This window comes from Pseudoalteromonas sp. L1 (assembly GCF_021728095.1).
GTDB lineage: Bacteria > Pseudomonadota > Gammaproteobacteria > Enterobacterales > Alteromonadaceae > Pseudoalteromonas.
In genome coordinates, this window is sequence record NZ_JAKKCT010000004.1 from 27,090 (window position 1) to 52,986 (window position 25,897).

Here is a 25,897-nt window from a genome sequence, read left to right on the forward strand (position 1 = left end):
ACTCGACTGTATCTACGCAACGCCTGTGTGAGAACATATTCGTTCTTCAAAAGAATTTCTTCATATAGCTCACCTTTGTTTGATTGGACTGGGTACCCATTGAATGTTGGTGTGTTTACAGTTCTCATTTCATACCTCCTATGGTTAATCTATAACCTGAGAGATATGAGTATTTTTTATTATTGGGTAAATGGGATATCTAGTATTGGATTAGTAATACAGTATATTACTATTAACAGCCTGCGCCTTGACGTGAAGATCCCCTGTTACAAATGACCTATTCGGGTAGCGCCTATTTAAAACAATGAGTTTTCTCATGAAGCCTGCTCTGGAGTTATCAGCTGGAAAGCAAAGTTACATATTGTTCTTTTGTCAACTAGGAACTCATTGTTTTATAAGAAGAATTTAATCAGGGTGGATTTGTGGGTTACAAAACTCATATTTAAATTTAAAAAAGGAACTTGCAGAGAGTAATAATGGTTAAGCAGTTAATAAATAATTTTAATAAAGCATTGCCCTTTTTTGAACTTGTACAGGGAACTGACGATATGTCAATCAAGCAAGTTCGATTATATGGAAAGGAATATTCAATTACAAAGTGGGACGATAAGAAATATAAAGAGAGTGTAAACTCTTTATATCGCCTTTTTCCCCAAAATAGCCGTCAACTTCTTGAAGGATACTATTCATCTGCTTTAGCAGATATTTTGATAGCTAAAAAAGCTAAAGAAACAATCAATATAAAGTGTGAAGAGCTAATTGAGTCTGTAAAAAGAAATACTAAAGAGAGAACAGTATGCATCCCAATCCAGGGGTTGGATCTTAGGGCTGATTCTATAGATTTTGGGTTCGGAAAGCTCTATAAAAGCAACCAGGGAACTTTAGCGTCAATAATAAGTGATCATGATTCACTGCATAGCTATCAACATGGTATTAATGCTTTAGAAAAGTGTAGCAGCTACTTTCAAATTAAAGAGGTTACGGATCACAAAAGGTCGCTAGAGATCGCTAAACTAGCCACCTCTTATGCCTGTAATTTATTGAGCTTTATTGTTGGTACTACTCAATTTAGAACTAATCATTACGTTGATAATTGGCATTCAAGGAATAAAGAAACTGAAGTATTACGTAAGCGAAAGATCTCAACTTATGGGGCAGAATCCGGTGATAGCCAAGTTTATTATGAGTTCTATAAAAATGATGACCCCTTCCGGGAATCTGAATATTTACTGGAGTACAGTTTCTTAACGTCTGGTCACGATGCTAGTGAGAGTATTAACGAAGCTATGGAAGTACTTCGACCAAAGAAAGCTAAAACAACCTATCATCTTATCGACAATAATGTGATTGATTTAATTTCATCCCCAGATTATTCAAGTTTACTGAGTTGTATAAATCAAAATGGAGAGATTGACAAAAGGCTTTTTCAATCAGTTAATTGGTTTGGAAAGGCCATAAATTCAGATATTTATGAAGAGCAGTTTTTATTTTTTGCAATCTCAATAGAGTCGTTACTAGTTGGTGACGAGCCTACAGGTGGCTTTGCTTCACAAGGAAGTATCAATCAAAAAATATCTGAACGTGCAGCATTTTTGGCTGGTGATGACTTAGATAGCTGCTTGTCTATTGAGAAGGAAATCAAAGAGCTTTATGGCATTCGTAGTAAAATTGTTCATACAGGAGCTAAAGCAAAGAACTCGGAAGTACTTTCAATAGAGAAATTGGCTAAGAAGATAATACTTAGCTTTTCTAAAAAGAACTTTAAGTCACATCAAGACTTTTTGAAGTGGATAAAAATAAATCAGTATGGATCTGCCAGGGGTGATAACACTCCTTTAGAAAAATAATTGCATTGAAAGCGGTTCCCAACTGCGCCGCTTTCACTTTCAAAATAAACGTATTTGAAACGTATATCATTATTAAAAAGCTTTTTTACCTCCAATCATCATTGTAAGCGAATAGTAAAGTACTCCTGCCCAAAGAAGAATCGTGCAACTTTTTCATTTTTCTTTGCCTCTGGAAGTAGCTTAAGATAACGGCTTGCAGTATACATACAGCTAATTAAAATCAGCTGCATGAGGACACGCGCGTGTTTAAGTTTATCTTGGCTTATTACTTTATCCTCAGTAAATCCGGCATTGAATACTGACTCCATTTTTGCTTTTAACTTACAAAAAATTTCTGGTTGCTCTTTTAGTGGAGAGGTTTTTAACTTAACGTTGTCTTCAAAGCAAAAAGTCTCATGTACTAGTTGTTTTAAAAACTGTTCTGAAAATAATTCTTCAATGATTAACTTCGATTGAACCTGTTCAATCGTCGGTTGTGTCCAGCAAGAATCTGTAAGTACGTCTAAAGCGATTCGAGATGCATAGGCTTGCAGCTGATTAGCCTTCATTTCAGTGTTCCAAAGCTCTTCCGTAAGTTTCAGTATTTGGAATATTGTACACTTACTAAATTTGCGCTTACTAGATTCATACAGCTCTTCTACTAAACTTGCTAACTTTTTACTTTCCACATCTGCAAAGCTTTCAGTTCTAGCAATAATCGACGCTAATCTAGCCAGTTTATTAAAAACATGAGCGGGATGATTAAATTGTACAATTAAGACCACTGAGGTTTTGGACTCTCTGTTGCTTTCCTTTCGCCTCCTGAATTGCGATTGTTCTAATAAATACTGACTCTTTACTTTTCCAAACAAAATCTTCGAAGAGCGGCCGGGTGAGTAGTCAATTATATATCCCGCCTTTTTCAGAATTGCCAATTGAGAGTGAAGCCTGTCCTTGGAAAACCTCCCTAATAGTTGAGTGAGATCTGTAATTGAGAGGTTTTGAGTTACACCAAATTCATCTGAATGCACAATGAGCGTCAAAAGGTACAATTTCACAGCTGAACGTTTAGATAAAGTTAAAAACTGCTGCGATGAAAATAGATTTTCTAATGCATAAATACTTCGGCTTGGTATATGGTCTAAGTACTCAGCGAATAGCTCATTGAACTTTTGAGTGAATTGTATGTTCGTAGTTACTCCTATCTCTCTGTTAAAATATTCGTCAAGTTCAATCAGTCCTTCCTCGCTCAAATACCGAACACTATCTTGCACAGATCTCAGAGAAGTATTCATATCTCGAGCTAGTTCCCTTTCACTGGTGAACTGATAGCTGCCTCCTGATTCACTAATCAAAAAGCATAAATGAACTACAAAGTATTTAATCTCTGGTGTAGGAAACGAGTTTTTTGACCTCAATACGGCGATAGCTGCTTGCATAAACACCTTTAAAAATAGGTAGTATTTATAACCCACCTTAACATGTCAGTTGACATTGTCATAAGTTTGAAGCATACATAGTGTTTCCTTATTTAAACCAAGGCTTAACGAATGCCATCAATGTCCTGGCTCAAACCCACAGATAAAAAACAAGCTAAATGGGTTTACCACCATGTAAGAAGGACGTACCCGAAGATATTTGAATTGTTAAATAGCAATTTCTGGAGCGAAGCTTCATTTTGCTCAGATTTAAAAACAAAGTCTGATAGCTTGTGGCCAGATAGATATGAAAGGGCCGTCATTTTAAAAAAGATTCGTAATGCATGGGAAGTCGAAAAAGGTAGAGCCAAAAGAGGAACAAAACCCCTTACAATACAAATGAACCCGGATATCAAACAGAATTTCGCTGAACAAGCAAAGTTTCATAGATTCACACAAGCAGAGTTTTTGGAAGAGTTACTTTTAAACTATCAGAACCGACAAACCTCTGAACATGAAAGAGAAGTATTAGAAGAAAACAGTAAACTACGATCAGAAATCGACTCACTAAAAGAACAATTGAGAGCACATAACAACCAAACAGGTGAGAAGGTGGAATCGAAACAAAATAAGCCAGCAATAGAACATTCTGCAATAAAAAGAGTAATTGAAGATCACCTGCCTTCTGGAATTAAGCAACCCCCAGGCGGTGGGTAAATTGGTGGGTACCACTCTACATTCTCACACACAACCCTTAAATTAAAAGACCTTACTGCAATTTAAATATTCAAATTCAGAATATAGAGTAGAGTTTCCGCTTGGTACAACCCGTTTTTAACAGTTTAAAAACCTAGCTTTTGCTAGGTTTTTGCTTTTAACCTTCATAACAATTACCCATTTACATCGATTCAAGTGTAGACCTGAGTGCTCTCCAAAACCATCTTATTAAGCTTTAAAATATGGGTATATGAACGTTAAGGAGAAGAAACGTGTTTGACAACTTCGCTTTATACTAAGTAATCGTCGTCGATTCATCGCATTATCAGGTGTACTGAAAGCTCATAAGCCGAAGTAGAAACTAGAGCCAGTAAAAACAAATTTAAAATGGCATTGTTTTATTCAACGAGAGCTAGAGATATTTGGGAAGCTATACATAAGATAACGTATATAAATAAATGGAATTACTATACATGTTATGTAGGTTATGTATAATTTTCTGAATAATTTATACATAACAACACTGGCATGTATAAAAAAGGATAAAAATTATCTATGTCTACTAATATTAAGCTTTTACCGCTTGTAAATATTGAGCAATGGGAAACCCGTGCTGTTTTAAAAAAAGCCGCCACCGCCCATCGACATCTAGCTGAATTGAAAGGCATCGCAGCTAGCATACCTAACGAAGCTATATTGATTAATACGCTCTCTTTACAAGAAGCAAAAGACAGCTCTGAAGTAGAAAACATCGTAACTACACACGATGAACTCTATAAAGCAAACCTTTTTGAAGAAGCGGTGACTAACCCCGCTACAAAAGAAGTACAAGATTATGCCGTCGCTTTAAAGCAAGGGTTCGAAACCGCGCGTAAAAGCAAACTTATTCGTCTTGATGATATACTCGCAATACAAAAAAACCTAGAACATAACAATGCGGGTCTACGAAAGCTACCTGGTACTGACCTAAAAAATGCACGTACTGGTGAAGTGGTTTACACCCCCCCACAACACGCCGATGAAATTACAAAGCTGATGGATAACCTTGTGCAGTTTATCAATAACGATGAACTATGCGATGCTGACCCATTGGTGAAAATGGCCATTATTCATCACCAGTTTGAGAGCATTCACCCGTTTTACGATGGCAACGGCCGTACGGGGCGTATTTTAAATATTTTATATTTAGTCACCAAAGATTTACTGAATTTACCCGTGCTTTACTTAAGCCGATTTGTAATTCAGAACAAGGCTGATTACTACGCTAACTTACAGGCCGTGCGCGACACTGGCAATTGGGAGCCTTGGTTAGAGTTTATGCTTGATGGTGTCATTGATACTGCACAAAACACTATTTCACTTATCACCGCCATGAAAACCCTTATGGCAGAAGTAAAACACGGTATTAGAGAGCAGCTTCCTAAAATTTACAGCCAAGATTTACTCAACAACCTATTTAACCACCCCTACACCAAAATAGACTTTATTGTTGAAGAACTCGGTGTAACTCGTATTACCGCCACCAAGTATTTAGAACAGTTGGTAGATCATGGCTTTTTGACCAAACAAAAAGTAGGCCGTGCTAATTACTACATTAACGAGCCCTTGTGCACCTTACTAATCGCACACGGTTAGGCCTCTATTACTAATTTTGAGAGCATCATGCCTAATAACAACATCGTACATTAGCAAAGTTCAATACTGAGCGAGAAATAAAAACAAAGAAAAAACACGAACTAAAAAAGTTAAATAGTAAAGTCGTAAAAGTAGGCACTTACTATGGTGATACTTAGTTTTTGTCTTAGACACAGAACTAAAAAACCAACTACCTTATATTTAGGGTGGCGGTAATAAAACAGGTAAATAACAATGGCAATCAGTGAATTTGAAATTAAACACATTGAGAAAGTAGTAGGCGAAGCACTCGAGAAACACCGCCCACCTGTGAATGTTCGTAATGAATTTGACATTGGTTTTCGCATCGACAATCAGTCGGTGTATATCTATGAACGTCGTCAAAACTGGCGTGATAAAACTCAATATATCGACACTGAGAATGCCAAGTTGACGTGGGTGAAGACTCAGAAGCAGTGGAAAATTTTTTGGATGAAGCGCGACTTAAAATGGCACGGCTACGACCCTACCCCAGTAGCTAAAAATATAGAGTCAGCTATGCAGGTTGTAATGAGTGACCAATATGGCTGCTTCTGGGGTTAGCTCACTGGCAACTTTCTTTTAAATTTATAAAGCTTACAGTCGCGAGTATTTGATAGTCACTTCAAAAACGATTACCAAATACTCACTTTCTTATCTACTTCTATCCATTTAGGGTAATTTCATTTCAAAGTTTGCTTATTTAGATTAGAAGCACCCATTTTACGGTTCAAGGCTTTTAACTATGTCACTTTTAGACAAACCAATTGGTGAACTTGCAGCGACTATTCCTGGTGCCACGCGTTTATTTGATGAAAATAAGCTAGATTATTGCTTTAACGGGCAACAAACTCTAAGGCAGACTTTAAAGAGTATCAACATTAACCATGACTCATTTTTATCACAGCTTGATGCATTAGATCTGCAAAAAGAGTTGGCTAATCATTTAATGTGGGGTGCTCAACCTACAGCTTCACTTATTACGCACATTATTGACAATTTTCACGAAAAACATAGGCAACAGTTTCCAGAGTTAATTCAGCTCATAAAGAAGATTACGCTCAATCATTCTGATCACCCAGAACTTCCAAAAGAACTGGAATCACACCTTGTTTCGATGGAGTTTGAGCTTCAAGAACATATGATGAAAGAAGAAGAAATTCTATTCCCACTGCTTATGAACGGCTTTTATCCTGCGGGGCCTATTTCAGTTATGGAGGCTGAACATTTAGAGCATGCTAAAGCATTAGAGAAACTCGCTGATATTACACATCAGTTCACACCGCCTGATGGGGTATGTAGCTCGTGGCAAGCGTTGTATGTTGGTGTAGAGCAACTTTATTATGACTTAAAAGAGCATATACACTTAGAAAACAATATTTTATTTATCGAACAATAAAGCTCCTCAGCAATAAGCGCTTCAATTGAAGCGCTTTAATTTATGCCGACTTTCTGTTTGCGACGCTATTTTTAGTTCGATGATAATGCCTTAAAGTATGCTCCTTACGGCGTCCTTGGCTAAAGGCCGATACTCTTTTTAAATAACCAATCACTCGTGTCCCATAATCAATATCGATTGATCCACAATTTGAACAACGTTGATTCGAGCGCTTATCTATGTGTTCACAGTCATTACAAATTGTGATGCGTACGTTAATGCAGAAATAATTACACCCCGTTTTAGCGGCAATATTCAATAACTTTAAGTATTGATGCACATCTAAGTGCTCATCTAAGTTTAAATGCAGTGCTGAGCCACCGTCCAGATACTCCACCATTTCACTACCATGTAGAATAAACTTATCGAGATGATTAATCGTTTCATCTTCTACAATATAAAAATAACTGTTATAACAATCACGTGGAACTTCATAACCCTCTTTTAAATCCCACTTCGCATTTTTAACACCTAAGTTCTCAGCAGGAACAAACTCTGTATTAAATAAGTATCCGGTTTCCTTTGTTGCAGCTCGATTAGCTTGATAAATAACCTTAAGTTGCTCCTTAACCCAGCTTTTATATGCATCGCCTGTATTTATTTGTAATCCTAAATATTGGGCTGCTTCAACTAAACCATTAATGCCCACTGTTAAAAACTGTTTTTTGAACGAGATAAATCCTGCATCATAAACTGGCAACATCCCTGCTTGAAAATACTCTTCCATTAAAGTTCTATAAGCTATTTGATACTTATGAATTTTCTCGACTTCTGCTTTTAAGTCACGATTATCCTGAACTAAACGATTCATATTTAAAGTGATGACATTGATTGAGCCTGTAGCAACCCCGCCCGCTCCAAGGCTATATGAAAAACTGTGATCATTAATTTCATTTCTGAGTCTGCAGCAAGATGCTAAAGAGTCAGGGTTTTCAGATTGATATATAAAGAACGACCCACCTTCACTCAGATTTTTTGCACACATTAACGCAAACTCTTTATCTTTAGGTGCTTCATTTTCTACAAGCATTGCAGCTGTAACAACGGGAAATGTTAAAATAGCTTTACTGCGCTCATCATTAAACCAGTCCAAGAAGAACTGTTGTAAGCCTTTTACGGTCGGCCAGTTAGCAGGCGTTGCATCTGGAAAGACAAAATGACCAAACATTGCATTAAAGTACTCAACATCGTACAAAGAGATGTTCCAAAATACACTTTGATAACCTCTTGCTGCAGCAGGTTGGTTTAGTGCATAAACCACATGTTGAAGATGATTTTTAATAGCGTGTGGGTGAGTCGTTAAGTAATTATCGCCATAATCCTTTCGGGCAAAATAATCGAAATACATTAAGAACTCGACCGTGGCAACTGCCCCTGCAAATTGTGCACTAATAGCAAAAACCAAATTAACAAAGCTACCGCAGAATGATTCTAAATGCTTAGGAGCTTTTGACTCTCCACCTAGTTTAGTTAAGCCATCCAGCAAAAAAGGATACATAGTAATTGATGTGCAATATGGCTTTAAGCTGGTTTCATCGTGAACATAGATTTCATGGTTTTCTATTTGCCTAATGTACTCTTGGCTCAACTGTTCGCCATAAAGCTCTTTTATTTTGCCAGCAACTTGTGAACGATTAACTTGAATAAAGTAGTCTTTCATAATTTCAGACTCCAGTGTTGCTACATTCTTTAATGTCACATTGGCGTTTGCATCCACTGTAGAGCCATCAGCAGCATTTGTTGCCTGCGTATAGTTTTGTATGAAATGCATTTTTTCTTTTAACTGTTCTAAGGTAAGTAAAGACATCTTGTTATCCTTTTAAAAATAATGAGTTAAGTAATCTTCCGCTAGCAACTTCAATATACTTTTGGTTAGTAGTACGACTTGCAAGCCCACCATACTCGGGAATATAAGGGCCTGTTTTTAAGTAAGTAAGCTCGGCTTTCAAGCTATGAGATACGTCGTCTAGCCCCGTATACAAGCAGGTTGCTAGCCCCTGTTGTTTAGCTATTTTTAAGTAACTAATTAAACAACGCTCTTGCCACTCACCACCGAAGAAAACAATGCATGTTATTAATTGTCTATAGCGTGCGATCCAAGCCTCAAAACGTGCCTTAGTTAAGTCTTCTCCTTGTTTTGGATCCCATGTATCAACACTGTGGCAACCACGGCATTTAAGAGGACAGCCCGTACAGATAAAACCAAGAGCCACCTCATTAGGCACTTCTTGAAAACAAATCTGTGGCTTTAGCACTTTAAACATAAAACACCATATATTGTGTTGAAAATTAAATCTTAATCAATATATAGTATTTGAGGTGTTTAATGCCAATTCGTTTATTGATCTAAATCAATAAATCACACGGTCAATTTACGCACAAAATAGGTAGTTATAATTTATTACTAAGCCTTGGTTTAACTCGAGCAAGAACTACCTACTAATGAGGAGTTATCTTTAGCTATGGCTTTGTTAAAGTGCCCATAAATAAATGAACAGTGAGGCAGGTATGACAACAAAAATTGGTATTTTAACCGTGAGTGATCGCGCTAGCCGTGGGCAATATGATGATTTATCAGGGCCAAGTATTGCTGAAGCATTAAATAGCTATCTAAGCTCGCCGTGGCAAGCTTGCTATCAACTTGTAGAAGATGAGCAACCTTTAATAGAAAGTGCATTATGTAACCTTGCAGATAACGAAAAATGCACTCTGATCATTACAACAGGTGGAACAGGTCCGGCAAAACGTGATGTGACCCCAGAAGCGACAGAAGCTGTATGTGACAAAATGATGCCAGGTTTTGGTGAGTTAATGCGCCTAGAAAGCTTAAAATACGTGCCAACGGCGATACTCTCTCGACAAACAGCGGGGATCAGAGACAGTTCGTTGATTATCAATTTACCAGGTAAGCCAAAAGCAATTCGTCAATGCCTTGATGCCGTTTTCCCAGCTATTCCCTATTGTATTGATTTACTTGAGGGGCCTTATTTGGAATGTGATGACTCTGTCATTCAGGTTTTTAGACCTAAGGGCTAAAACCACACTATATAAACAAAAAGCCAGCATAATGTTATGCTGGCTTTTAAATGGATTAATGTTTATTTATGTGAGACATCAATTAATTCAACGGTGCCATCTTCTCTTACTTCAGCTATTTGCCCTCTTGGTTCATCCATAAAGAACAAAGTGACAAAACCAATCATAGCTGTCCCTGCAATGACATAGAAAAAGGTTGCGTAATCGACTAATGATAAAACGGTTAAAAACGTTACAGCTCCTACATTACCATACGCTCCTGTCATACCCGCTATTTGTCCTGTTAAGCGACGTTTTATTAAGGGAACAACAGCAAAGACAGCTCCTTCACCCGACTGAACAAAGAACGAGCATGCCATAGCTGTAACAACGGCAAGCCATAACGGCCACTGTGCATTAACCATCCCCATTAGAAAATAACCAGCAGCAAGGCCCGCTGTTAAGATCAACAATGTTGTTCTTCGACCAAATTTATCAGAAATAAAACCGCCCGCAGGGCGAGACATTAAGTTCATAAATGCGTAAGCACCAGCAACCATCCCTGCCATAACAGGGTCCAGCGAAAAAGTATCAGCAAAGAAGAGTGGCAACATTGAAACAACCGCTAATTCTGAACCAAAATTAGTAAAGTAAAGAATATCTAACACGGCCACCTGCTTAAAACTATAACGATGTAGTTCTGGCACTTCTTGCTCGAATACGTTTTTATTCACTGCCCATACTTTTTTAACTTCAAATAAATAGAGTACAACCAATGCACCATAAATAAAGTTAACAATGTTCGCATCTAGCATACCGACACCGCTCGGTGAGAGCTTCCAAGTTAACAAAGCCAGCGCTGCATACATTGGAATTTTCATGATTAAAAGTAGAAAAAAATCACCTTTTGATGTGACTTCCATTGCCCCCAAATTTTTTGGCCTAAAGTAGGTTGAGCCTTTAGGTGTATTAGTCACGTTAGCATAATAAATAAATCCAAATATAAGGCTAAGAAGCCCCGTCACACCTATTGCATAACGCCAGCCATCATCACCACCAAAAATTAATGCAAGGGTAGGAAGTGAAAAAGCCGCAGCCGCTGACCCAAAATTCCCCCATCCCCCATAAATGCCTTCTGCGGTACCTAACTCATGATGTGGGAACCATTCAGATACCATACGAATGCCAATAACAAAACCAGCACCAATAAAACCAAGTAGAAAGCGTGCAATAGCAGCTTGTAAAAAGCTATCTGCAAAAGCAAACATAAAACAAGGTATCGAGCTGATAACCAACAAGCATGAATAAACTAATCGTGGACCATATTTATCTGTTAGCATGCCAATGATCACCCGAGCAGGGATCGTTAACGCCACATTCAAAATAAGTAAGGTTTTAACTTGTTCGGTTGTTAGGCCTAATGTTGTTTTTACCGCTTGCAATAAGGGGGCAAAATTAAACCAAACAAAAAAGGTAATAAAAAATGCGAGCCAGCTTAGATGTAATACTTTCATTTTTCCGCGAAAAGAAAAAATATTAAATTTTTCACTTGCCATTGTCTTCTCCAAAGATAGGGTTACTGACATCATTTTCGGTTGGCAAGATTAAAAAGAATTGATGCAAATCAATGAATAACAGTTACTTTAAGGTGAACAAAAACAGACCTACTCCCTTATTTTTTCTGCCTTGAAGCGCGATCTCTTTACCCACCTATACTCACTACCCATTTAGGAGGAGCTTTATACCTACAGCGCAAAAAACTGAATAAAAGTAGATAGGTTTTATTAATCATCAAAAAAAGCCTCCGAAGAGGCTTTTGAATTGCAGGGTACAGTAGTCAGTTAAAAATAAAGGCTAGAACTTATGAGTTAACATAACCCATAACTTATCAGTATCTGTTGCAAACTCATCCGCATTGTAGTGCGCATACTTAAACAATAGATTGCAGTCCTTCGATACTGGGTACAGTGCTGTTACATCAAGCTCATCACCAAAGTCAATATTTTGTTCGTCACTTTCAAAACGGTGATACGTCGCTGATAGTTTCACTTTGGCTAATTCACCATTAATCCCAAAATAAAGATCTGCAATACCTACATTAGGCGTATTCAGGAACTTATCTGCAAAACCTTGAAACTTATGCCCTGTTGCCAAAGGTGTGGTAAAACTGATGCCATTATCAGAACCCAGCAATTCATAACCCAACTTCCAACCTACCTGATTAACCTTGCCTTTAAACTCAGCTAAAAAGTAGTCTGCATCAAATGACTGAGGGCTGTCAGCATAGTCTTGCTGCATGGCATAACTCAAAGTGTAAGAAAGTGACTCTGAAAACTGTCCCGTAGCGCGTAAGCCAATTGTTTGTGTTGAAATAGTGAGTGCATTATCAAAATCATAAAGATATGCAAAAACACTCATATTAAATTCTGGCCTGACTTGAAATAACGCATTACCAAAATGTAGCTTTCCATGTAAATCACTGTTTGGACTGTCTTCACCAAAAATACGATTAACATTATATATATAGCTATAATCAAACTTTATTGAAGATGTCGGCTTATAAATGACTCGATACCCATCAAATGTTTGCTCGTTTTGACGCCAAGCAACTCCCCCTACAAATCGCTGGTCATCTAAGTTAATACGTTGTCTGCCAGCAGTAATTTGCCACTGTTCATTTTTAAATTGTAAGCTTGCTTGATTTACTTCGGTTCCTTTTGGATCAGCCACAACAGGGTGATCTAATTTTCCGTTCACAGTGCTATTGTAGTTGTCGTTACCTAGCTGCGTGACATTATCAAACTCTAACAGAGCTGAAACCCCTTTTAAGGTGGCTGTTTTATAATTAAAACGCGTTAATAATGTTGAAGCATGAGCTCGTTCAGCTAATCCATCTTGCTCAACATTTTCGTATCTATAACGCAACATCCCCTGCACTTGGCCATTCTTTAACATGCTCTGAATACCATCACTCTCAACGGCGTTTACGTGCGTACTTAAACCGACTGTTACTAACGATGCTAAAATTGATAATTGTGTTTTCATGTCATTACCTTGCTATGCATTTAAGTTGCGCTTAGCTTACATCTGCCCCTCTAGCAAATTTTGATTTAAATCAATAATTTCATAACCTTACCCACCATAACCATGACCACCCACAAAGAGGTATAACAGCTCTTCCCCTGTTTAATGTAGGCTTGTACTACCGTTGAGAAGAAGGATGAAAACATGCAACTTGATAGCTCGAATACGATGCGTTACTGCCGCCATATTTTACTGCCAGAAGTTCAGGAAGAAGGTCAGGAAACCTTAATGAATAGCCATGCCCTAATTGTTGGAGCGGGTGGTTTAGGATGTGCTGTTTTGCAGTATTTAGTCGCCGCAGGAATAGGTAAGATCACTATTTTTGATCATGATACCGTTGATATAACCAATCTTCAGAGACAAATACTCTACCCCGAATTAAGCGTGGGTCATTCAAAAGTAGAAACCGCAAAACAGCAATTAGCCAAATTAAATAGCCAAGTAGAGATCAATACCTTCAATAAGCAGTTTGATCACTCAGATGAGCCCACTTTAAATTCAGTTAATGTTGTCATTGATTGTAGCGATAACCTTCAAACCCGACTTTTACTAAACACATTATGCTGGTCAAAGAAAATACCGCTAATTTCAGGCTCAGCGATTAGAATGGAAGGACAGGTTATTCATTTTCCTATGCGCGACGATGACCCTTGCTATGCCTGTGTGGCGAGCTTCTTTAAAGAGCCTTCACTAAGCTGCATGGAAGCTGGCGTACTTTCACCCGTTGTCGGAACAATAGGTTCATTGCAAGCAACTGAAGCAATTAAAAGCTTACTAAATATAGAGCCCTGCTCGCTTTCACTGCTTCTTTATGATGCCCATCAACTCGCTTTTCAAACGTTTAAAATTAAGAAAAATCCGCAGTGCAACGTATGTGCAGACCGTTAAAGTAAACGAATTAACTTTAACGGTCTGCACATGGGAAAATAGCAATAATATCTTCAGATGCACCTTTGCCTTTACCTAATGAATATTGTTTAGGTAACACAGAGAAAAGCGTGTGGTTAATCATTTGTGTAACTTGTAAGGATTCAAGCAGTGATGGCTTTTCTCCAACACATGATACTTTTTGCAAGAGCTTTGAGATATCGAAATGATACACATCACTAATCGCTAACTTTTCTAAACTTAACTTCGCGCAATTAAGAGCGCAACCATCAAACACCACAATACTGGATGCTTCCTTTACTTTTTGCTGATGTATACACGAGCCTGCAGTAATTGCTACAACGGACACTTTATCGACCTTTCCTTGCTGATATAAACTCTGTGCAATATCTTCTGCTAACTCAGCTTCGTGGCACATACCAGCACACGTTAATAAAACAGGTAATTGCTGCTTCATCGTTTTCCTTACTCAATTGAAACGGGAAAGAGCAGCTTAGTAATAACGTCACAAAGTAAACTTGATCCACATCAATGTGGGCAAAAAACACATCATCATAAAAGAGGTATAGAACGCTACCTATAAAGCGTTAAATCAACTGTGTAAAAGTCATTACTTACTCTGCTCATCAACTCTTGGTTGAGTTAAGACTGGAAAATAGACCAAACTAAATAGACCATAAGCAATACACCAAGTGATCACTGAAAGTGAAATGAAGTATAAAGTTAACTCAGCATCAATTAGCACTCCAAAAACACGCAGTAATGCAGCAACTAATACGGCGCCAAATGCAAAAATAATGGCATGTTTAACAATTAATTTTCTACCCGTATGACCTAAACTCACCCGCGACATCATACTTAAGATCATATTTCCCATAGCCCCAACTGTAAGAGCATGAAAAGCGGTTGAAATTGATAACAACTCAAATAAATAAGCAGCCCCCATTAACAGAATACCTAACGGGATAAACCAATACGCTAAATGCAAACTCCAAAGTAAAGGAATAGATAATGTTTTAAAGAAATGCCAACGTGCAGCTCGTAAACAATGCAATAGAGCACAAATAACAAACAGTACGCCCACGACTTCATCTGCAATGTAATAAATGAGTCCACAAAAATATAAAAAGAACATTCCCCATGTACTACCTAGCGCAGCAATTTCTAACCAAGCCTTTCCCACCACCTTTTTAGTCTGTGTTGCATTTGCAGTGAAAAACGGAATAACCCGTCCGCCGAGTACACTCATTAGTAATGTAATTAATAAAATTGCAGACATATAACCATGTTGATACAGTTCAAATACACCTAAAACGACACCTAAGTGCATCAACAAATTGGTTGCACTAAGCATTAAAAGAATAGGCACAAAAAAGAGGTTACGCATTTGCCCTTTGAGTATAATTGGTTGGGCTAACCAATAACCGGCCAAAGGTAAAAAAGACATATCGATCACAAATACACACCACTTCGGTACAAAAGGCAATACCATTGCAATTCGCGCCAAAAGCCAAAGACTTGTTAACAGTAATAACTTTTTTCCATGAATAGAACGAACTCCAGTCCAATTTTGCACGGCGGTTAATAAGAACCCCACAATAACAGCGCACACAAAACCAAATAACATTTCATGGCTATGCCAAAACAGTACGCCACCATAAGGAGAAAATAACAACTTCCCATGTAAAACAAGCCCCCATACAACTAATGCAATACAACTAAATAGGCCACCAGCGAAAAATAAAGGCCGAAATGCAAGCTGAAAAAATACGGACTCTGTTTTTACCTGTTCTTTATTAGCGTGATTCCTCATAAGCTTTCATCTTCCAGAAAATTATATTGGGCAGCTTCACTTAATCGGCGGCGAAATTTTTCAGCCTTAATAGCAAAATACATCAGCATCATACACACAGCTAATACCGCATAAAGCAACATAAACGTGGCACTGTAAAAACCAAAAACATCCACAACAGCACCAAATAATAAAGGTAACGTGAACCCACCTAAGGCACCGATTGCGGCAACGAAACCTCCAGCATGCCCCATCTCATTAGGATAATTTTCATGGAGCATTTTAAAAACGCTCGCCCGACCAAACCCCTGCGCTAAACCAATCACAAACAAAAGAAATGTGAACACCCACACATTTATTGAAAAAGACACGTAAACATCTTGCTTAATACCGTGAATAGTCATTGTTGTAGGTGGATAACTTAGAAAAAATAAGCAAACCAAACACACCCAAAATACACTCCAATTCACACTTCGACCGCCATATTTGTCAGCAAACCATCCTCCTAACGCGCGAACAACAGATGAGGTTGCAACGAAAAACAAGGTAAAAGCCATCGCTTGTGTTATTGATAATTGATAAGCCTGAATATAATAGTATGGAAGCCATAAAAGCAGCGCTAAGAACGAACCAAAAACAAAATAATAATAAAGCCCCAAGCGCCAAATTTGTGAATCATGCAATAACTGATACCAAGTTCTTTGCTGTGTATCCAATTGCATAGCATGAACTGGCTGGGAAGGTGCAAAAAACCAAAATAAGAGAGCAACAAAAACGAGCCCAACCGCGTAAACAGGCCCCACCCAGTGCCAGCCAAAATTATCAATAATCCAAGGTGCAAATACTAAGGTTATGGCAGCTCCTGCATTGCCAACCCCAAATACTCCCATAGCCGTACCTTGTTGGCCACGTGGAAAGAAGTCACACACGTAGCGAATACCTATAGTAAAGGAAGCCCCACTGACACCAATCCACAAGCCCAAAAACAGTAATTGGTAATAATTTGTTGCGATATACAAGCAAAGTAATGCGGGCACACAGCTTAGCATTTGTATAACAAAAAGCTTTTTAGCTGCGTAGCGATCGACTAAAGAACCAAAGGGAATACGTGATAACGCCCCAGTTAACATTGGAGCTGCCAGTAAAGCACCAAGCTCCGTCACTGTTAACTGCCACAACGATGATAAGGGTAATACAATCACCGCATATAAAGTCCAAACTGAAAAATTAGCGGCAAAAGCAAAAGTGGCACATAATAACCCACGGTTAGCATCTGGCGTTGGCATGCGATTCCTCTATTTATGATTATTAATAGAAAATCATTTAGATTAGTATATGTTGCCATTCTACCTAAACAGAGCTGCAATTAAGCCAAACTACCTACAATGCCATAAATTTAATTAGCTTTTTATTATTTGCTCAAAACAATAAGAATATAATCATAATTTTCAAAAACTTATGCAAAAACTCAGCTACCTAAAAAGTGGTATTAATAAATCAAGCATTGCGAATATTGGCTCTATTCCTAGCATCTTAAATTGAAAACAGGTTGAACACTTCGCTATTTTTCTTGCACTATTTTGTTACTGTTCACAAATTTAAAACACACTATGTATAGCACGCATGTCGACGCAGGCTTTCAAAGCTTATCGGGTATTAAGGAAGTTAACGAAGATTACGCAGGCGTATTAATTCCCGATGACCAATACCTAAGGGATGTGAAAGGAAGTGCGTTTTGTGTAGCTGACGGTGTAAGTTCAGCCGAAGCAGGAAAAGAAGCAAGTGAAACAGCCATTACACGCTTTTTTAGCGAGTACTTTAAAACACCCGACACGTGGTCTGTTAGCCACAGTGGTAAACAAGTTCTCTCGGCCATTAATTTACGACTTTTTCGTAAAAGTCATGAATTTTCTCACGATAACAAAGGCTATTTAACAACACTAAGCAGTATGATTTTAAAAGGAAATCATGGACATATTTTCCATATTGGTGATAGTCGTATTTTCCGTTTAAGAAAAGCCTGTTTTGAGCAACTAACCGCTGATCACACGACCAATTTAGGACAAGGCAAGTCTTTCTTGTCCCGTGCGGTGGGCATGGATAATAATTTACACATAGATTATAGCTGTAGTGATTTGCAAGAGGACGATGTTTACTTACTCACAACTGATGGTGTGCATGACTTTCTACCTACACACTTTCTGATACAGGCTTTACATAGCAATCAATCAGCAGCATACATTGCCGAGCAGCTATGCAAAGAAGCCCTAAAGCAAGGCAGTGATGACAATATAAGTTGTGTTGTGGTTAAAATAAAAAGTTTAGCTCATCAAAATGAAGATGAGTTAAACGCTGAACTAACCAAGCTGCCTTTTCCGCCACCACTCAAAGCAGGTATGAAGTTAGATGGTTACTTAATTATTGAAGAGCTCTTTGCCTCTTCTCGAAGCCAACTCTATTTAGTGGAAGATGAATTAACTGCTCAGCGTTATGCCATGAAAACACCATCAGCAAACTTTGATGATGACACTCACTACATTGATCGTTTCATAAAAGAGCAATGGATAGGTAGTCGAATAGATTCACCCTATGTTGTTAAGGTTTATCAGCACTTACGCCCTCGCAGCGCACTTTATTACTTAATGGAGTGGCTTGATGGCATCAGCTTAGATGACTGGCTTAATCAACACTATCCATTGAAACCTAAGCACGCAATTGCCATTGTAAGGCAAATAGCTAAAGCATTAGAGGCATTTCACCAAAACGATGCTATTCATCAAGATTTAAAACCTGGTAATGTCATGGTCTTAAATGATGATACGATAAAACTCGTCGATTTTGGCTCTGTTTTTGTTGCAGGTGTCGCAGAGCTTTATCAGCCAATAGAACATCAAGGGGCATTGGGCACAGCAAGTTATTCAGATCCTAACTATTTGCGCGGGCATAATGCAGCCATACAAGGGGATGTATATAGCTTAGCAACTATTTGCTATGAACTATTTACTCAGCAACTTCCCTACACAGATAAAATTGAACAATGCACCACAATGGCCGACTACGATAAATTACGTTACCAAAGTGCGAGTAAATACAACCCTATTATTCCTGTTTGGTTTGATAAGGCACTTCAAAAAGGAGTCAGCTTTGACTTAACTGAGCGCTATCAAACCGTTGAGGCACTGCTACAAGATTTAACGACACCTAACCCTGCATTTTTAAAACCAACACCTGAACCAAAAGAAGCCAGTAGTCTATTATTTTGGAAGATGGTCAGTGGCTTTTGGTTTATTACCCTTGCACTTATTTTGTATTTATTTAGCCAACATTAAAGTTGGCATTGAATTCCTGCAATTTGATGCCAAAAACCATTTATATGTTCGCTTGGTCGCTGATAGACCTCATCAGATACAAAGTGTTCTATCCAACTGAGCTCATCCATATTATGAAAACTTAGCCTAGCAACATGTGCCACATCACTCAGTGAAGCTTTATCTTCACATAAATTATAAATTTGTCCTGACATGGTTTGAATACCATTTAAATTAAATAGAGCTTGTCCTTCTTGGCTTTGAGTTATTAACCCTGAAGGGTGTTTTTGGCAAATAAGTTCACACTGATCTTTTGCTAGGTTGTAATAACGAGCCGTAAAACAACGTGCACTATATGCCAATGGCAAATATCCATAGCTAAACACTTCATACTGCATGGGTAAATCACATAGCTGTGCATATTCTTGCTGAAGTGCTAATAGCCAATCTTTTGATAGCTCGACAGGCATTACCCAACGAACAGCCCCCATTTTTGCAAACTTAGCCAGTGTATAGCCATTATAAACATTGATAGCAGGGCCAATCACAAAAGGGAGCCCTAATTGATAAAGCAGCTGCACTGCAGACAAGTCATTCGCTTCAAATAAGTACTGCTTATGCTTGCTTAATCGTTTGAGATCTTGCAACTGTGCACTTGACTCCAGCAGGGTTAAACTTGAAAGCACGACTTCTTTTCCCGCTTTCGCTAATTCCTCTGCCCATACCAGATAATCATTTAAGCGAGCCAAGCGACGTTTTCCACACACCGTTTCACCCAAGTACACACATTCTGCTTCCGAGAGCATTACCTTATTATAAAACTGCTCTAGATACGTTTTTTGCCATAAAAATAATACAGGCCCAACGGCCACTTTTAATTTACTCATAGCGACCTCTACTTCCACTTACGGTGGTAAGCACCTAATGTTGTTTGTTGCCCCTCAGATAAATGACCTAATGTTGCCTGCCATTGCGGCTCAATAGAAAAAAGCTGACTGTCTTTTTTTGCTTGATCAATCGCCGCTCGCCATACTTGAGTAACTTGTTCTACATAGGCAGGGCTACGCTGTCTTCCTTCTATTTTTACTGACGCAATGTTCATCGCTAACAGCTCTGGTAATAACGACAACGTATTTAAACTAGTCGGCTCTTCCAACGCATGGTACATCTCGTTATTCACAACAAAGCGTCCTTTGCATAAAGTTGGATAGCCTGCTTGTTCGTGCTCAGAAAATTGATCGATTAGCACCCCATTTAAGCGAGACTGCATTCGCTCACCTTCTTGCTGCCAACGCACAAACTTAGCGGGTGAACAAGCCCCCGTCGTATTAGGTGACTCTCCTGTTAAATAAGATGATAAATAACAGCGCCCTTCAGCCATAATACATAAACTACCAAACGCAAATAACTCAAGCTCAATATCCGTGGTTGTCGCAAGCTGCCTTACTTGCTGAATACTCAATACTCGAGGTAAAACAACACGCTTAACACCAAACTGTTTATAAAAATCAATCGCTAGTGCATTTGTTACAGACGCTTGAACACTAACATGAACCTCTTGCTTAGGATGGTAATTCGCAATGAAATCAAGCGCAGCAATATCAGCAACGATTAAGGCATCAACGCCAACAGAAACAGCCTGCTCTATAGCATATTGCCAACGATTAAATTGATTTGGATGGGCAAAGGTATTAATTGCGACGTGTAATTTTTTGTGATGTTGATGACAATATTCAGCGGCAGTCCTGAGTTGCTGCTCATTAAAATTAAGGCCAGCAAAATGACGTGCATTTGTATCATCATTTAAGCCAATATAAACAGCATCAGCACCACTGTTAATGGCTTTTTTTAATGAGTGTAAATTACCTGCGGGGCAAAGCAGCTCCATACCCACTCCTGATTATTTAAACTAGTGAATAAATTATCAATAATGGTAAGTGAACCAACCTTACAAGGTAATCTACTAATATGATTAGTCTACATGATATTTTGAAGCATAAAGCGCAGCTGTTTTTTACCCCCAAATGGCTAACACGTGTTACTCATATAGCACCAACTACAAGTATAAATTGGTTAGTAACTCAGCATTTAAATAAGGTGTTTGAAGAACACACTGCAGAAGGAGAATTGGACTTTTTAGCGGATAAACAGTTATGCATAGAGGTAAGTAACCTCCCACTAACCTTATTGATTTCTTTAGAGCCGACGAGCAAAAAATTGCAAGTGTACACGATAAAGCAGGATCAACTCCCAGTAAAAAGCATAAAGTACGATGGAAAACTAACTGGTAGTAGCGACACATTTTTATGCTTAATAAGTGGTAAGCATGATCCCGATACACTGTTCTTTTCTCGTAAGTTAACCATTCAAGGCGATACTGAATTGTGCCTTACCGTTAAAAACTGGCTAGATACTCAAGAGCCACATAATAGTTTACCAACTTGGCTTTTTAACGAACTAACACACTATATCGAAACGCTTCCATAAAAAAGGCAGCAAATTGCTGCCCCTACACATTGAAATCTTTTAACTGCCGACCATTTCAACTAGGTTATCTTCTCTATCTAGGACGATATACATTGCCGTGTTTTTGCCACTTTGAACATCATTTATCATTGACTTCATACTGCTTTCAATCACGCTTTTATCAACATCCGCATTGATACTTGTCACAAATAATAGATCCCATTGATGGTTAATACTATCGGCTTCTAGGCATAAGGTTGAATAGTCGTTTAATTCAGCGGGTAATTTATCGACACACATAACAGGCTCAATAATGCCCTTGTTAACTTCATTCTTCGAACTTTCAATATTCGCCTTGGTAAATAATAGTAATAGCTTAACGGGTTCCGCTTGGTAACGAGCCATAGACAATAATTCTTGAAACTTACTCATATCTGTTCTTTCCTGTAAAAATAAAAAAGAGCCAAAAACCGAAGTTAATGGCTCTAGACAAGTGGAGATCGTTACGGATTGTAAAACTCGCCGTCTTTTCTTAAATAAAACCACCAGTTAATGATCAAACATAGTGCATAAAAAACAGCAAAGCCGATAAGTGCCACTTCAGGTGTTGTAGCCTTAATTTGCTGACCAAAAACCATAGGAATATAAAATGCCCCATAAGCTGCTACAGCTGATGTCCAACCTAATACAGGCCCTGCTTGTTCCTTTGGAAAAACCATAGCAATGGTTCTAAAGGTTGAGCCATTACCAATACCTGTTGCTGCAAAAAGTAATAAAAACAGTACAAAGAACGGCATAAAGAACTCTTCAGGTGTCGCAGACTGATAAGCTGCTTTCATATAATATGCTGCCCCTAATGAAGAACCAACCATTACAACTGAGCATATTTGCGTTACAAGCGCTCCACCCCATTTATCTGCTATCCAACCACCTAAAGGACGGATTAAGGCGCCGATAAAGGGTGCCATCCATGCATACATAAGTGCGCTTGGGCCGTTTGGATTAAGCGTGTTATGCGTCATCACCCCATCAACCATAATATGTTGAAAACCAAATATAACCTTAATAGCCAAAGGAAATGCTGCTGCAAAACCAATGAATGACCCAAATGTCATAGTATAAATAGTACTCATCACCCAAGTGTGTTTATTATTGAAGATTTGATACTGCTTAGTCAGACTTTCACCAATTGCACCTGGTAACATTTTTAATAAAAAGACAGTGATGGCAACAACTAACACCAGCACGAGTTCTTTAGGCACACCAAACCCTGAGCCATTTGCTGACTCAGGCAACATTAACCACAACCCTGCAGCGGCAGTAGCAAGACCAATCATTAACATGATTGAAATCATCATAAATGCACTCAATGGGCTACCTACATTAGGTGAAACCTCTGGTGTGCGGATGTTATTCATACCAAACCAAGTTGCAAAAAATAATGGCACCAAGAGTAATAACCATAAAAAGCCACCATTTTGCGGCCATGTCTCAGAACCAGCTGGAATTTTACCAATCAAGCTACCCGATGTACTGACCAAGGTGACAGGATCGCCACCTAATGCGCCAAAGACCCCATATGTCATAAAAAGAGGAATTAAAATCTGCATGGTAGTTACACCAAAGTTCCCTAACCCTGCATTTAGACCTAATGCTAAGCCCTGTTGTTTTTTAGGAAAAAAGAAGCTGATATTCGACATGGAAGAAGCAAAGTTTCCTCCACCAAAACCTGAAAGAAGCGCCAGTAACTGATACTGCCAAAGCGGGGTCGTTGGGTCTTGTAAAGCAAGGCCTGTAAAAATCGCTGGGATAATCAGCAACGAAGTAGTGAAAAATATTGTATTTCGTCCACCACAAAATCGAATAAAGAAACTACTAGGGATACGTAAAGTAGCTCCCGACAAGCCCGCTATCGCTGTTAATGTGAATAGCTCTTCTGCGCTAAAGTTAAACCCTGCATTCATCATCTGCACGGTCAAAATTCCCCAGTAGAGCCAAACAGCGAAGCCACAAAGTAAACTTGGGATTGAAATCCATAAGTTCCGTTGTGCTATTTTTTTACCTTGGGAATTCCAGAAAGCTTCATTTTCCGGTTCCCATTTGTGTAGTTCAGCCATGTGCTGCTCCTCTCAATCGAATTACATTCACTATGCGCACATAAACTAAACTCAACAATTCACATTGATGGGTAAGCCAAAACTCGTTAAAAATAAAAAGTAACTACCCACTTGTAGGTAGCTAGGTAAATAACATATTGTTTATACTAGACAAATCATCTTAACTTATAGGTTATTGGGAGTAACACACTGCCTTTTAGATGAATCAAAAATTGATCCACGCTAATATAAATTATCCCGTCAGCCGATAGGCTTCAGTAAAAGAGTCAGAGTATGAATGCATTAACCAACTCAATATTATTAGTGGATGATCATCCGTTATTACGCAAAGGTTTAAAGCAGCTAATTGATTTAGAAGATGAACTTAGCGTGATAGGTGAAGCCGCAAGTGGTAAAGAAGGACTTCGCTTAGCGATTGAACATGACCCCGATTTAATTATTCTCGATCTCAATATGCAAGGTATGGATGGTCTTGAAACCCTCAAAGCGATGAGAGCAAATGACATCACTTCTCGTATTATTATGCTAACAGTATCTGACAACGACGAAGACGTGCTCACCGCAATTAGCTATGGCGCTGATGGGTACCTGCTCAAGGATATGGATCCTGAAGATATTCTTGAAAAAATAAAACAAGCAGCCATAGGTAAAATGGTATTAAGCGAAAAGCTCACAGGTGTTTTAGCACAAGCTATTCGTAAACCTGATGTATCACAAAAAGCGAATATTCTAAACTCGTTAACCAGCCGTGAATTTGAAATTTTAAAGTTAATTGCCAAAGGTTTATCAAATAAACTGATCGCCCGTGAGTTAGATATCTCTGATGGTACGGTGAAAGTTCATGTTAAACATTTACTAAAAAAATTAAGCTTACGCTCTCGTGTTGAGGCTGCAGTTTGGATGATCAACCAACAAAAAGGATCGTAATGATGAATGCCGTCTTTTCTTTTCAGCAAGCAGGCGATACACTCTTATCAGATAGTCCTTTATTGGTTGGAACTGAAACATTACCCCTATCTTCTGCGCACCGTCGCATTCTTGCCAAACCAATTATCGCCAGCGTTAACGTACCTATTGCAGATAACTCTGCTATGGATGGTTTTGCATTTCGTTTTAGTGATTTAAATGAACACACACATTTAACTATTATTGGCACTGCCTATGCTGGGCACCCATTCAACGGCGAATGGCACTCAGGTTGTTGCATACGCATAATGACCGGTGCGCACATTCCTGCTGGCTTTGATACGGTGATAATGCAAGAGCATGTCACGATATCTTCTGATCAAACTATCACGTTAAATACAACGCCTATCTTTACACAAAATGTACGAAAACAAGGTGAAGATATCAGTATCGGCAGCCAATTATTTGCGTCAGGACAACGTTTAACAGCCACCGATATCGGTATGCTTGCCTCGCTTGGCATTGCCTCTGTTAGCGTTTATAAGCCGCTTAAAGTGGGGGTTATTTCTACGGGAGATGAACTTTTTGAGCCTGGCACACCACTTCCACAAGGGGGGATTTACGATACTAACCGTTACACGATTCAGGCTATTTTAAATAATTTAGGCTTTGCGGTGCAGGACTTTGGCATTATTGCTGACGATCCTGACGCGCTAAAATCGGCTTTCGAGGAGGCACTTTCAAATACCGATGTCATTATTACCTCAGGGGGTGTTTCGGTCGGTGATGCTGATCACACAAAAACAGTACTCACAGAACTTGGCCAAATGCAGTTTTGGAAAGTCGCAATAAAGCCAGGTAAACCCTTCGCATATGGTCATTTTAAGTATTTAACACAAGACGGCCACAACAAGCGTTTTATGGGATTACCCGGCAACCCTGTTTCAAGTGTTGTGACATTGCACCAACTCGCTATTCCTGCACTTCGTAAGATGGCTGGTGAAACAGTATGTACACAGCCCCCTATGCAATTGCCTTTAGCGTGTGGCATCAGTAAAAAACAAGGTCGCGATGAATTTATTCGAGCCACACTAATTGTCAATAACACAGGAACCTATGTTGAGCCTTTAAAAGGACAAGGTTCTGGCATACTCAGTACTTTTGCAAAAAGCCAAGGTTACCTTTTGCTTGATGCTGAAAAAACGCAGTGGCAAAGGGGTGATTTAGTGCCTTTTATTCCGTTTGATTCTGTATTAAATTAGAAACAAA

At 38.6% G+C, this 25,897-nt stretch carries 23 protein-coding genes; 11 read left to right on the forward strand and 12 right to left on the reverse strand.

Annotated features, from left to right (window positions below; genetic code table 11):
- Positions 1 to 476: 476 nt before the first annotated feature.
- Positions 477 to 1,847 (forward strand): HEPN domain-containing protein, encoded by a 1,371-nt coding sequence (locus L3V38_RS13030; RefSeq protein WP_237119686.1) that lies wholly within the window; start codon positions 477 to 479, stop codon positions 1,845 to 1,847.
- Between the two features lie 98 nt (positions 1,848 to 1,945).
- On the opposite strand, the gene L3V38_RS13035 is transcribed toward L3V38_RS13030, so the two are convergent.
- Positions 1,946 to 3,265, reverse strand: a complete 1,320-nt coding sequence (locus L3V38_RS13035; RefSeq protein WP_237119687.1) for a hypothetical protein — start codon at positions 3,263 to 3,265, stop codon at positions 1,946 to 1,948.
- Between the two features lie 111 nt (positions 3,266 to 3,376).
- Here L3V38_RS13035 and L3V38_RS13040 point away from each other — a divergent pair, with 111 nt between their 5' ends.
- The 4 genes from L3V38_RS13040 (at position 3,377) to L3V38_RS13055 (ending at position 7,013) form a co-directional block, all read left to right on the forward strand.
- Positions 3,377 to 3,961: a hypothetical protein gene (locus L3V38_RS13040; protein WP_237119688.1), complete on the forward strand. Its 585-nt coding sequence runs from the start codon at positions 3,377 to 3,379 to the stop codon at positions 3,959 to 3,961.
- A gap of 555 nt (positions 3,962 to 4,516) precedes the next feature.
- Complete coding sequence (locus tag L3V38_RS13045; protein WP_237119689.1) at positions 4,517 to 5,596, forward strand: Fic family protein; 1,080 nt, start codon at positions 4,517 to 4,519, stop codon at positions 5,594 to 5,596.
- 234 nt (positions 5,597 to 5,830) lie between these two features.
- Positions 5,831 to 6,178 carry a DUF3024 domain-containing protein gene (locus tag L3V38_RS13050; RefSeq protein WP_237119690.1) on the forward strand — a complete coding sequence of 116 codons (348 nt, stop codon included), beginning with the start codon at positions 5,831 to 5,833 and terminating at the stop codon, positions 6,176 to 6,178.
- A 181-nt stretch (positions 6,179 to 6,359) separates the two neighbouring features.
- Positions 6,360 to 7,013 (forward strand): DUF542 domain-containing protein, encoded by a 654-nt coding sequence (locus L3V38_RS13055; RefSeq protein WP_237119691.1) that lies wholly within the window; start codon positions 6,360 to 6,362, stop codon positions 7,011 to 7,013.
- 40 nt (positions 7,014 to 7,053) lie between these two features.
- Here L3V38_RS13055 and nrdD read toward each other — a convergent pair whose 3' ends face one another.
- Both nrdD and nrdG read right to left on the reverse strand, forming a co-directional pair.
- Complete coding sequence (gene nrdD, locus L3V38_RS13060) at positions 7,054 to 8,859, reverse strand: anaerobic ribonucleoside-triphosphate reductase (protein WP_237119692.1); 1,806 nt, start codon at positions 8,857 to 8,859, stop codon at positions 7,054 to 7,056.
- A 4-nt stretch (positions 8,860 to 8,863) separates the two neighbouring features.
- Positions 8,864 to 9,316, reverse strand: coding sequence for an anaerobic ribonucleoside-triphosphate reductase activating protein (nrdG, locus tag L3V38_RS13065; RefSeq protein ID WP_237119693.1), 453 nt, complete (start codon positions 9,314 to 9,316; stop codon positions 8,864 to 8,866).
- 244 nt (positions 9,317 to 9,560) lie between these two features.
- On the opposite strand from nrdG, the gene mog reads away from it, so the two are divergent.
- The gene (gene mog, locus L3V38_RS13070) at positions 9,561 to 10,088 is read left to right on the forward strand and encodes a molybdopterin adenylyltransferase (RefSeq protein WP_237119694.1); all 528 of its coding nucleotides are present in this window, start codon (positions 9,561 to 9,563) and stop codon (positions 10,086 to 10,088) included.
- 62 nt (positions 10,089 to 10,150) lie between these two features.
- Here the strand turns inward: mog and L3V38_RS13075 are convergent, their stop codons facing one another.
- Positions 10,151 to 11,623, reverse strand: coding sequence for a NarK family nitrate/nitrite MFS transporter (locus L3V38_RS13075; RefSeq protein WP_237119695.1), 1,473 nt, complete (start codon positions 11,621 to 11,623; stop codon positions 10,151 to 10,153).
- A 298-nt stretch (positions 11,624 to 11,921) separates the two neighbouring features.
- Positions 11,922 to 13,112, reverse strand: coding sequence for an alginate export family protein (locus L3V38_RS13080; protein WP_237119696.1), 1,191 nt, complete (start codon positions 13,110 to 13,112; stop codon positions 11,922 to 11,924).
- Between the two features lie 183 nt (positions 13,113 to 13,295).
- Between L3V38_RS13080 and moeB the strand changes: the two genes are divergently transcribed.
- Positions 13,296 to 14,039, forward strand: coding sequence for a molybdopterin-synthase adenylyltransferase MoeB (gene moeB / locus L3V38_RS13085; protein ID WP_237119697.1), 744 nt, complete (start codon positions 13,296 to 13,298; stop codon positions 14,037 to 14,039).
- A gap of 16 nt (positions 14,040 to 14,055) precedes the next feature.
- Here the strand turns inward: moeB and L3V38_RS13090 are convergent, their stop codons facing one another.
- From L3V38_RS13090 to L3V38_RS13100, 3 genes are all read right to left on the reverse strand, one after another.
- Entirely contained in the window at positions 14,056 to 14,496 is a 441-nt protein-coding gene (locus tag L3V38_RS13090; RefSeq protein WP_237119698.1) for a putative zinc-binding protein, read from the reverse strand.
- A gap of 153 nt (positions 14,497 to 14,649) precedes the next feature.
- The gene (locus L3V38_RS13095) at positions 14,650 to 15,852 is read right to left on the reverse strand and encodes an NnrS family protein (RefSeq protein ID WP_237119699.1); all 1,203 of its coding nucleotides are present in this window, start codon (positions 15,850 to 15,852) and stop codon (positions 14,650 to 14,652) included.
- Positions 15,849 to 17,117, reverse strand: a complete 1,269-nt coding sequence (locus L3V38_RS13100; protein ID WP_237119700.1) for a nitrate/nitrite transporter — start codon at positions 17,115 to 17,117, stop codon at positions 15,849 to 15,851. Before L3V38_RS13100 ends, L3V38_RS13095 begins: the two co-directional genes overlap by 4 nt.
- Positions 17,118 to 17,441: 324 nt before the next feature.
- Between L3V38_RS13100 and L3V38_RS13105 the strand changes: the two genes are divergently transcribed.
- The gene (locus L3V38_RS13105; RefSeq protein ID WP_237119701.1) at positions 17,442 to 19,160 is read left to right on the forward strand and encodes a bifunctional protein-serine/threonine kinase/phosphatase; all 1,719 of its coding nucleotides are present in this window, start codon (positions 17,442 to 17,444) and stop codon (positions 19,158 to 19,160) included.
- Here the strand turns inward: L3V38_RS13105 and L3V38_RS13110 are convergent.
- Together L3V38_RS13110 and L3V38_RS13115 are read right to left on the reverse strand one after the other, a co-directional pair.
- The gene (locus L3V38_RS13110; RefSeq protein ID WP_237119702.1) at positions 19,157 to 20,026 is read right to left on the reverse strand and encodes a U32 family peptidase; all 870 of its coding nucleotides are present in this window, start codon (positions 20,024 to 20,026) and stop codon (positions 19,157 to 19,159) included. The genes L3V38_RS13105 and L3V38_RS13110 overlap by 4 nt on opposite strands.
- A gap of 8 nt (positions 20,027 to 20,034) precedes the next feature.
- Positions 20,035 to 21,027 carry a peptidase U32 family protein gene (locus tag L3V38_RS13115; protein ID WP_237119703.1) on the reverse strand — a complete coding sequence of 331 codons (993 nt, stop codon included), beginning with the start codon at positions 21,025 to 21,027 and terminating at the stop codon, positions 20,035 to 20,037.
- Between the two features lie 80 nt (positions 21,028 to 21,107).
- On the opposite strand from L3V38_RS13115, the gene L3V38_RS13120 reads away from it, so the two are divergent.
- Entirely contained in the window at positions 21,108 to 21,626 is a 519-nt protein-coding gene (locus L3V38_RS13120) for an SCP2 sterol-binding domain-containing protein (RefSeq protein ID WP_237119704.1), read from the forward strand.
- A gap of 39 nt (positions 21,627 to 21,665) precedes the next feature.
- Here the strand turns inward: L3V38_RS13120 and L3V38_RS13125 are convergent, their stop codons facing one another.
- Both L3V38_RS13125 and L3V38_RS13130 read right to left on the reverse strand, forming a co-directional pair.
- Positions 21,666 to 22,037, reverse strand: a complete 372-nt coding sequence (locus L3V38_RS13125; RefSeq protein WP_237119705.1) for a ribonucleotide reductase subunit alpha — start codon at positions 22,035 to 22,037, stop codon at positions 21,666 to 21,668.
- 71 nt (positions 22,038 to 22,108) lie between these two features.
- Positions 22,109 to 23,722: an MFS transporter gene (locus tag L3V38_RS13130; protein WP_237119706.1), complete on the reverse strand. Its 1,614-nt coding sequence runs from the start codon at positions 23,720 to 23,722 to the stop codon at positions 22,109 to 22,111.
- A 273-nt stretch (positions 23,723 to 23,995) separates the two neighbouring features.
- Between L3V38_RS13130 and narL the strand changes: the two genes are divergently transcribed.
- Together narL and glp are read left to right on the forward strand one after the other, a co-directional pair.
- Positions 23,996 to 24,649, forward strand: coding sequence for a two-component system response regulator NarL (gene narL, locus L3V38_RS13135; RefSeq protein ID WP_237119707.1), 654 nt, complete (start codon positions 23,996 to 23,998; stop codon positions 24,647 to 24,649).
- The gene (gene glp, locus L3V38_RS13140; protein ID WP_237119708.1) at positions 24,649 to 25,890 is read left to right on the forward strand and encodes a gephyrin-like molybdotransferase Glp; all 1,242 of its coding nucleotides are present in this window, start codon (positions 24,649 to 24,651) and stop codon (positions 25,888 to 25,890) included. Before narL ends, glp begins: the two co-directional genes overlap by 1 nt.
- Positions 25,891 to 25,897: the final 7 nt, after the last annotated feature.

Coding starts and splice junctions, on each gene's coding strand:
- L3V38_RS13050 (WP_237119690.1), top strand. CDS start 5,831: ATGGCAATCAGTGAATTTGAAATTAAACACATTGAGAAAGTAGTAGGC.
- L3V38_RS13040 (WP_237119688.1), top strand. CDS start 3,377: ATGCCATCAATGTCCTGGCTCAAACCCACAGATAAAAAACAAGCTAAA.
- nrdG (WP_237119693.1), bottom strand. CDS start 9,316: ATGTTTAAAGTGCTAAAGCCACAGATTTGTTTTCAAGAAGTGCCTAAT.
- narL (WP_237119707.1), top strand. CDS start 23,996: ATGAATGCATTAACCAACTCAATATTATTAGTGGATGATCATCCGTTA.
- L3V38_RS13095 (WP_237119699.1), bottom strand. CDS start 15,852: ATGAGGAATCACGCTAATAAAGAACAGGTAAAAACAGAGTCCGTATTT.
- L3V38_RS13080 (WP_237119696.1), bottom strand. CDS start 13,112: ATGAAAACACAATTATCAATTTTAGCATCGTTAGTAACAGTCGGTTTA.
- mog (WP_237119694.1), top strand. CDS start 9,561: ATGACAACAAAAATTGGTATTTTAACCGTGAGTGATCGCGCTAGCCGT.
- L3V38_RS13055 (WP_237119691.1), top strand. CDS start 6,360: ATGTCACTTTTAGACAAACCAATTGGTGAACTTGCAGCGACTATTCCT.
- L3V38_RS13035 (WP_237119687.1), bottom strand. CDS start 3,265: ATGCAAGCAGCTATCGCCGTATTGAGGTCAAAAAACTCGTTTCCTACA.
- L3V38_RS13110 (WP_237119702.1), bottom strand. CDS start 20,026: ATGAGTAAATTAAAAGTGGCCGTTGGGCCTGTATTATTTTTATGGCAA.
- L3V38_RS13045 (WP_237119689.1), top strand. CDS start 4,517: ATGTCTACTAATATTAAGCTTTTACCGCTTGTAAATATTGAGCAATGG.
- L3V38_RS13115 (WP_237119703.1), bottom strand. CDS start 21,027: ATGGAGCTGCTTTGCCCCGCAGGTAATTTACACTCATTAAAAAAAGCC.
- L3V38_RS13090 (WP_237119698.1), bottom strand. CDS start 14,496: ATGAAGCAGCAATTACCTGTTTTATTAACGTGTGCTGGTATGTGCCAC.
- L3V38_RS13030 (WP_237119686.1), top strand. CDS start 477: ATGGTTAAGCAGTTAATAAATAATTTTAATAAAGCATTGCCCTTTTTT.
- L3V38_RS13130 (WP_237119706.1), bottom strand. CDS start 23,722: ATGGCTGAACTACACAAATGGGAACCGGAAAATGAAGCTTTCTGGAAT.
- nrdD (WP_237119692.1), bottom strand. CDS start 8,859: ATGTCTTTACTTACCTTAGAACAGTTAAAAGAAAAAATGCATTTCATA.
- L3V38_RS13120 (WP_237119704.1), top strand. CDS start 21,108: ATGATTAGTCTACATGATATTTTGAAGCATAAAGCGCAGCTGTTTTTT.
- L3V38_RS13125 (WP_237119705.1), bottom strand. CDS start 22,037: ATGAGTAAGTTTCAAGAATTATTGTCTATGGCTCGTTACCAAGCGGAA.
- L3V38_RS13100 (WP_237119700.1), bottom strand. CDS start 17,117: ATGCCAACGCCAGATGCTAACCGTGGGTTATTATGTGCCACTTTTGCT.
- moeB (WP_237119697.1), top strand. CDS start 13,296: ATGCAACTTGATAGCTCGAATACGATGCGTTACTGCCGCCATATTTTA.
- L3V38_RS13105 (WP_237119701.1), top strand. CDS start 17,442: ATGTATAGCACGCATGTCGACGCAGGCTTTCAAAGCTTATCGGGTATT.
- L3V38_RS13075 (WP_237119695.1), bottom strand. CDS start 11,623: ATGGCAAGTGAAAAATTTAATATTTTTTCTTTTCGCGGAAAAATGAAA.
- glp (WP_237119708.1), top strand. CDS start 24,649: ATGATGAATGCCGTCTTTTCTTTTCAGCAAGCAGGCGATACACTCTTA.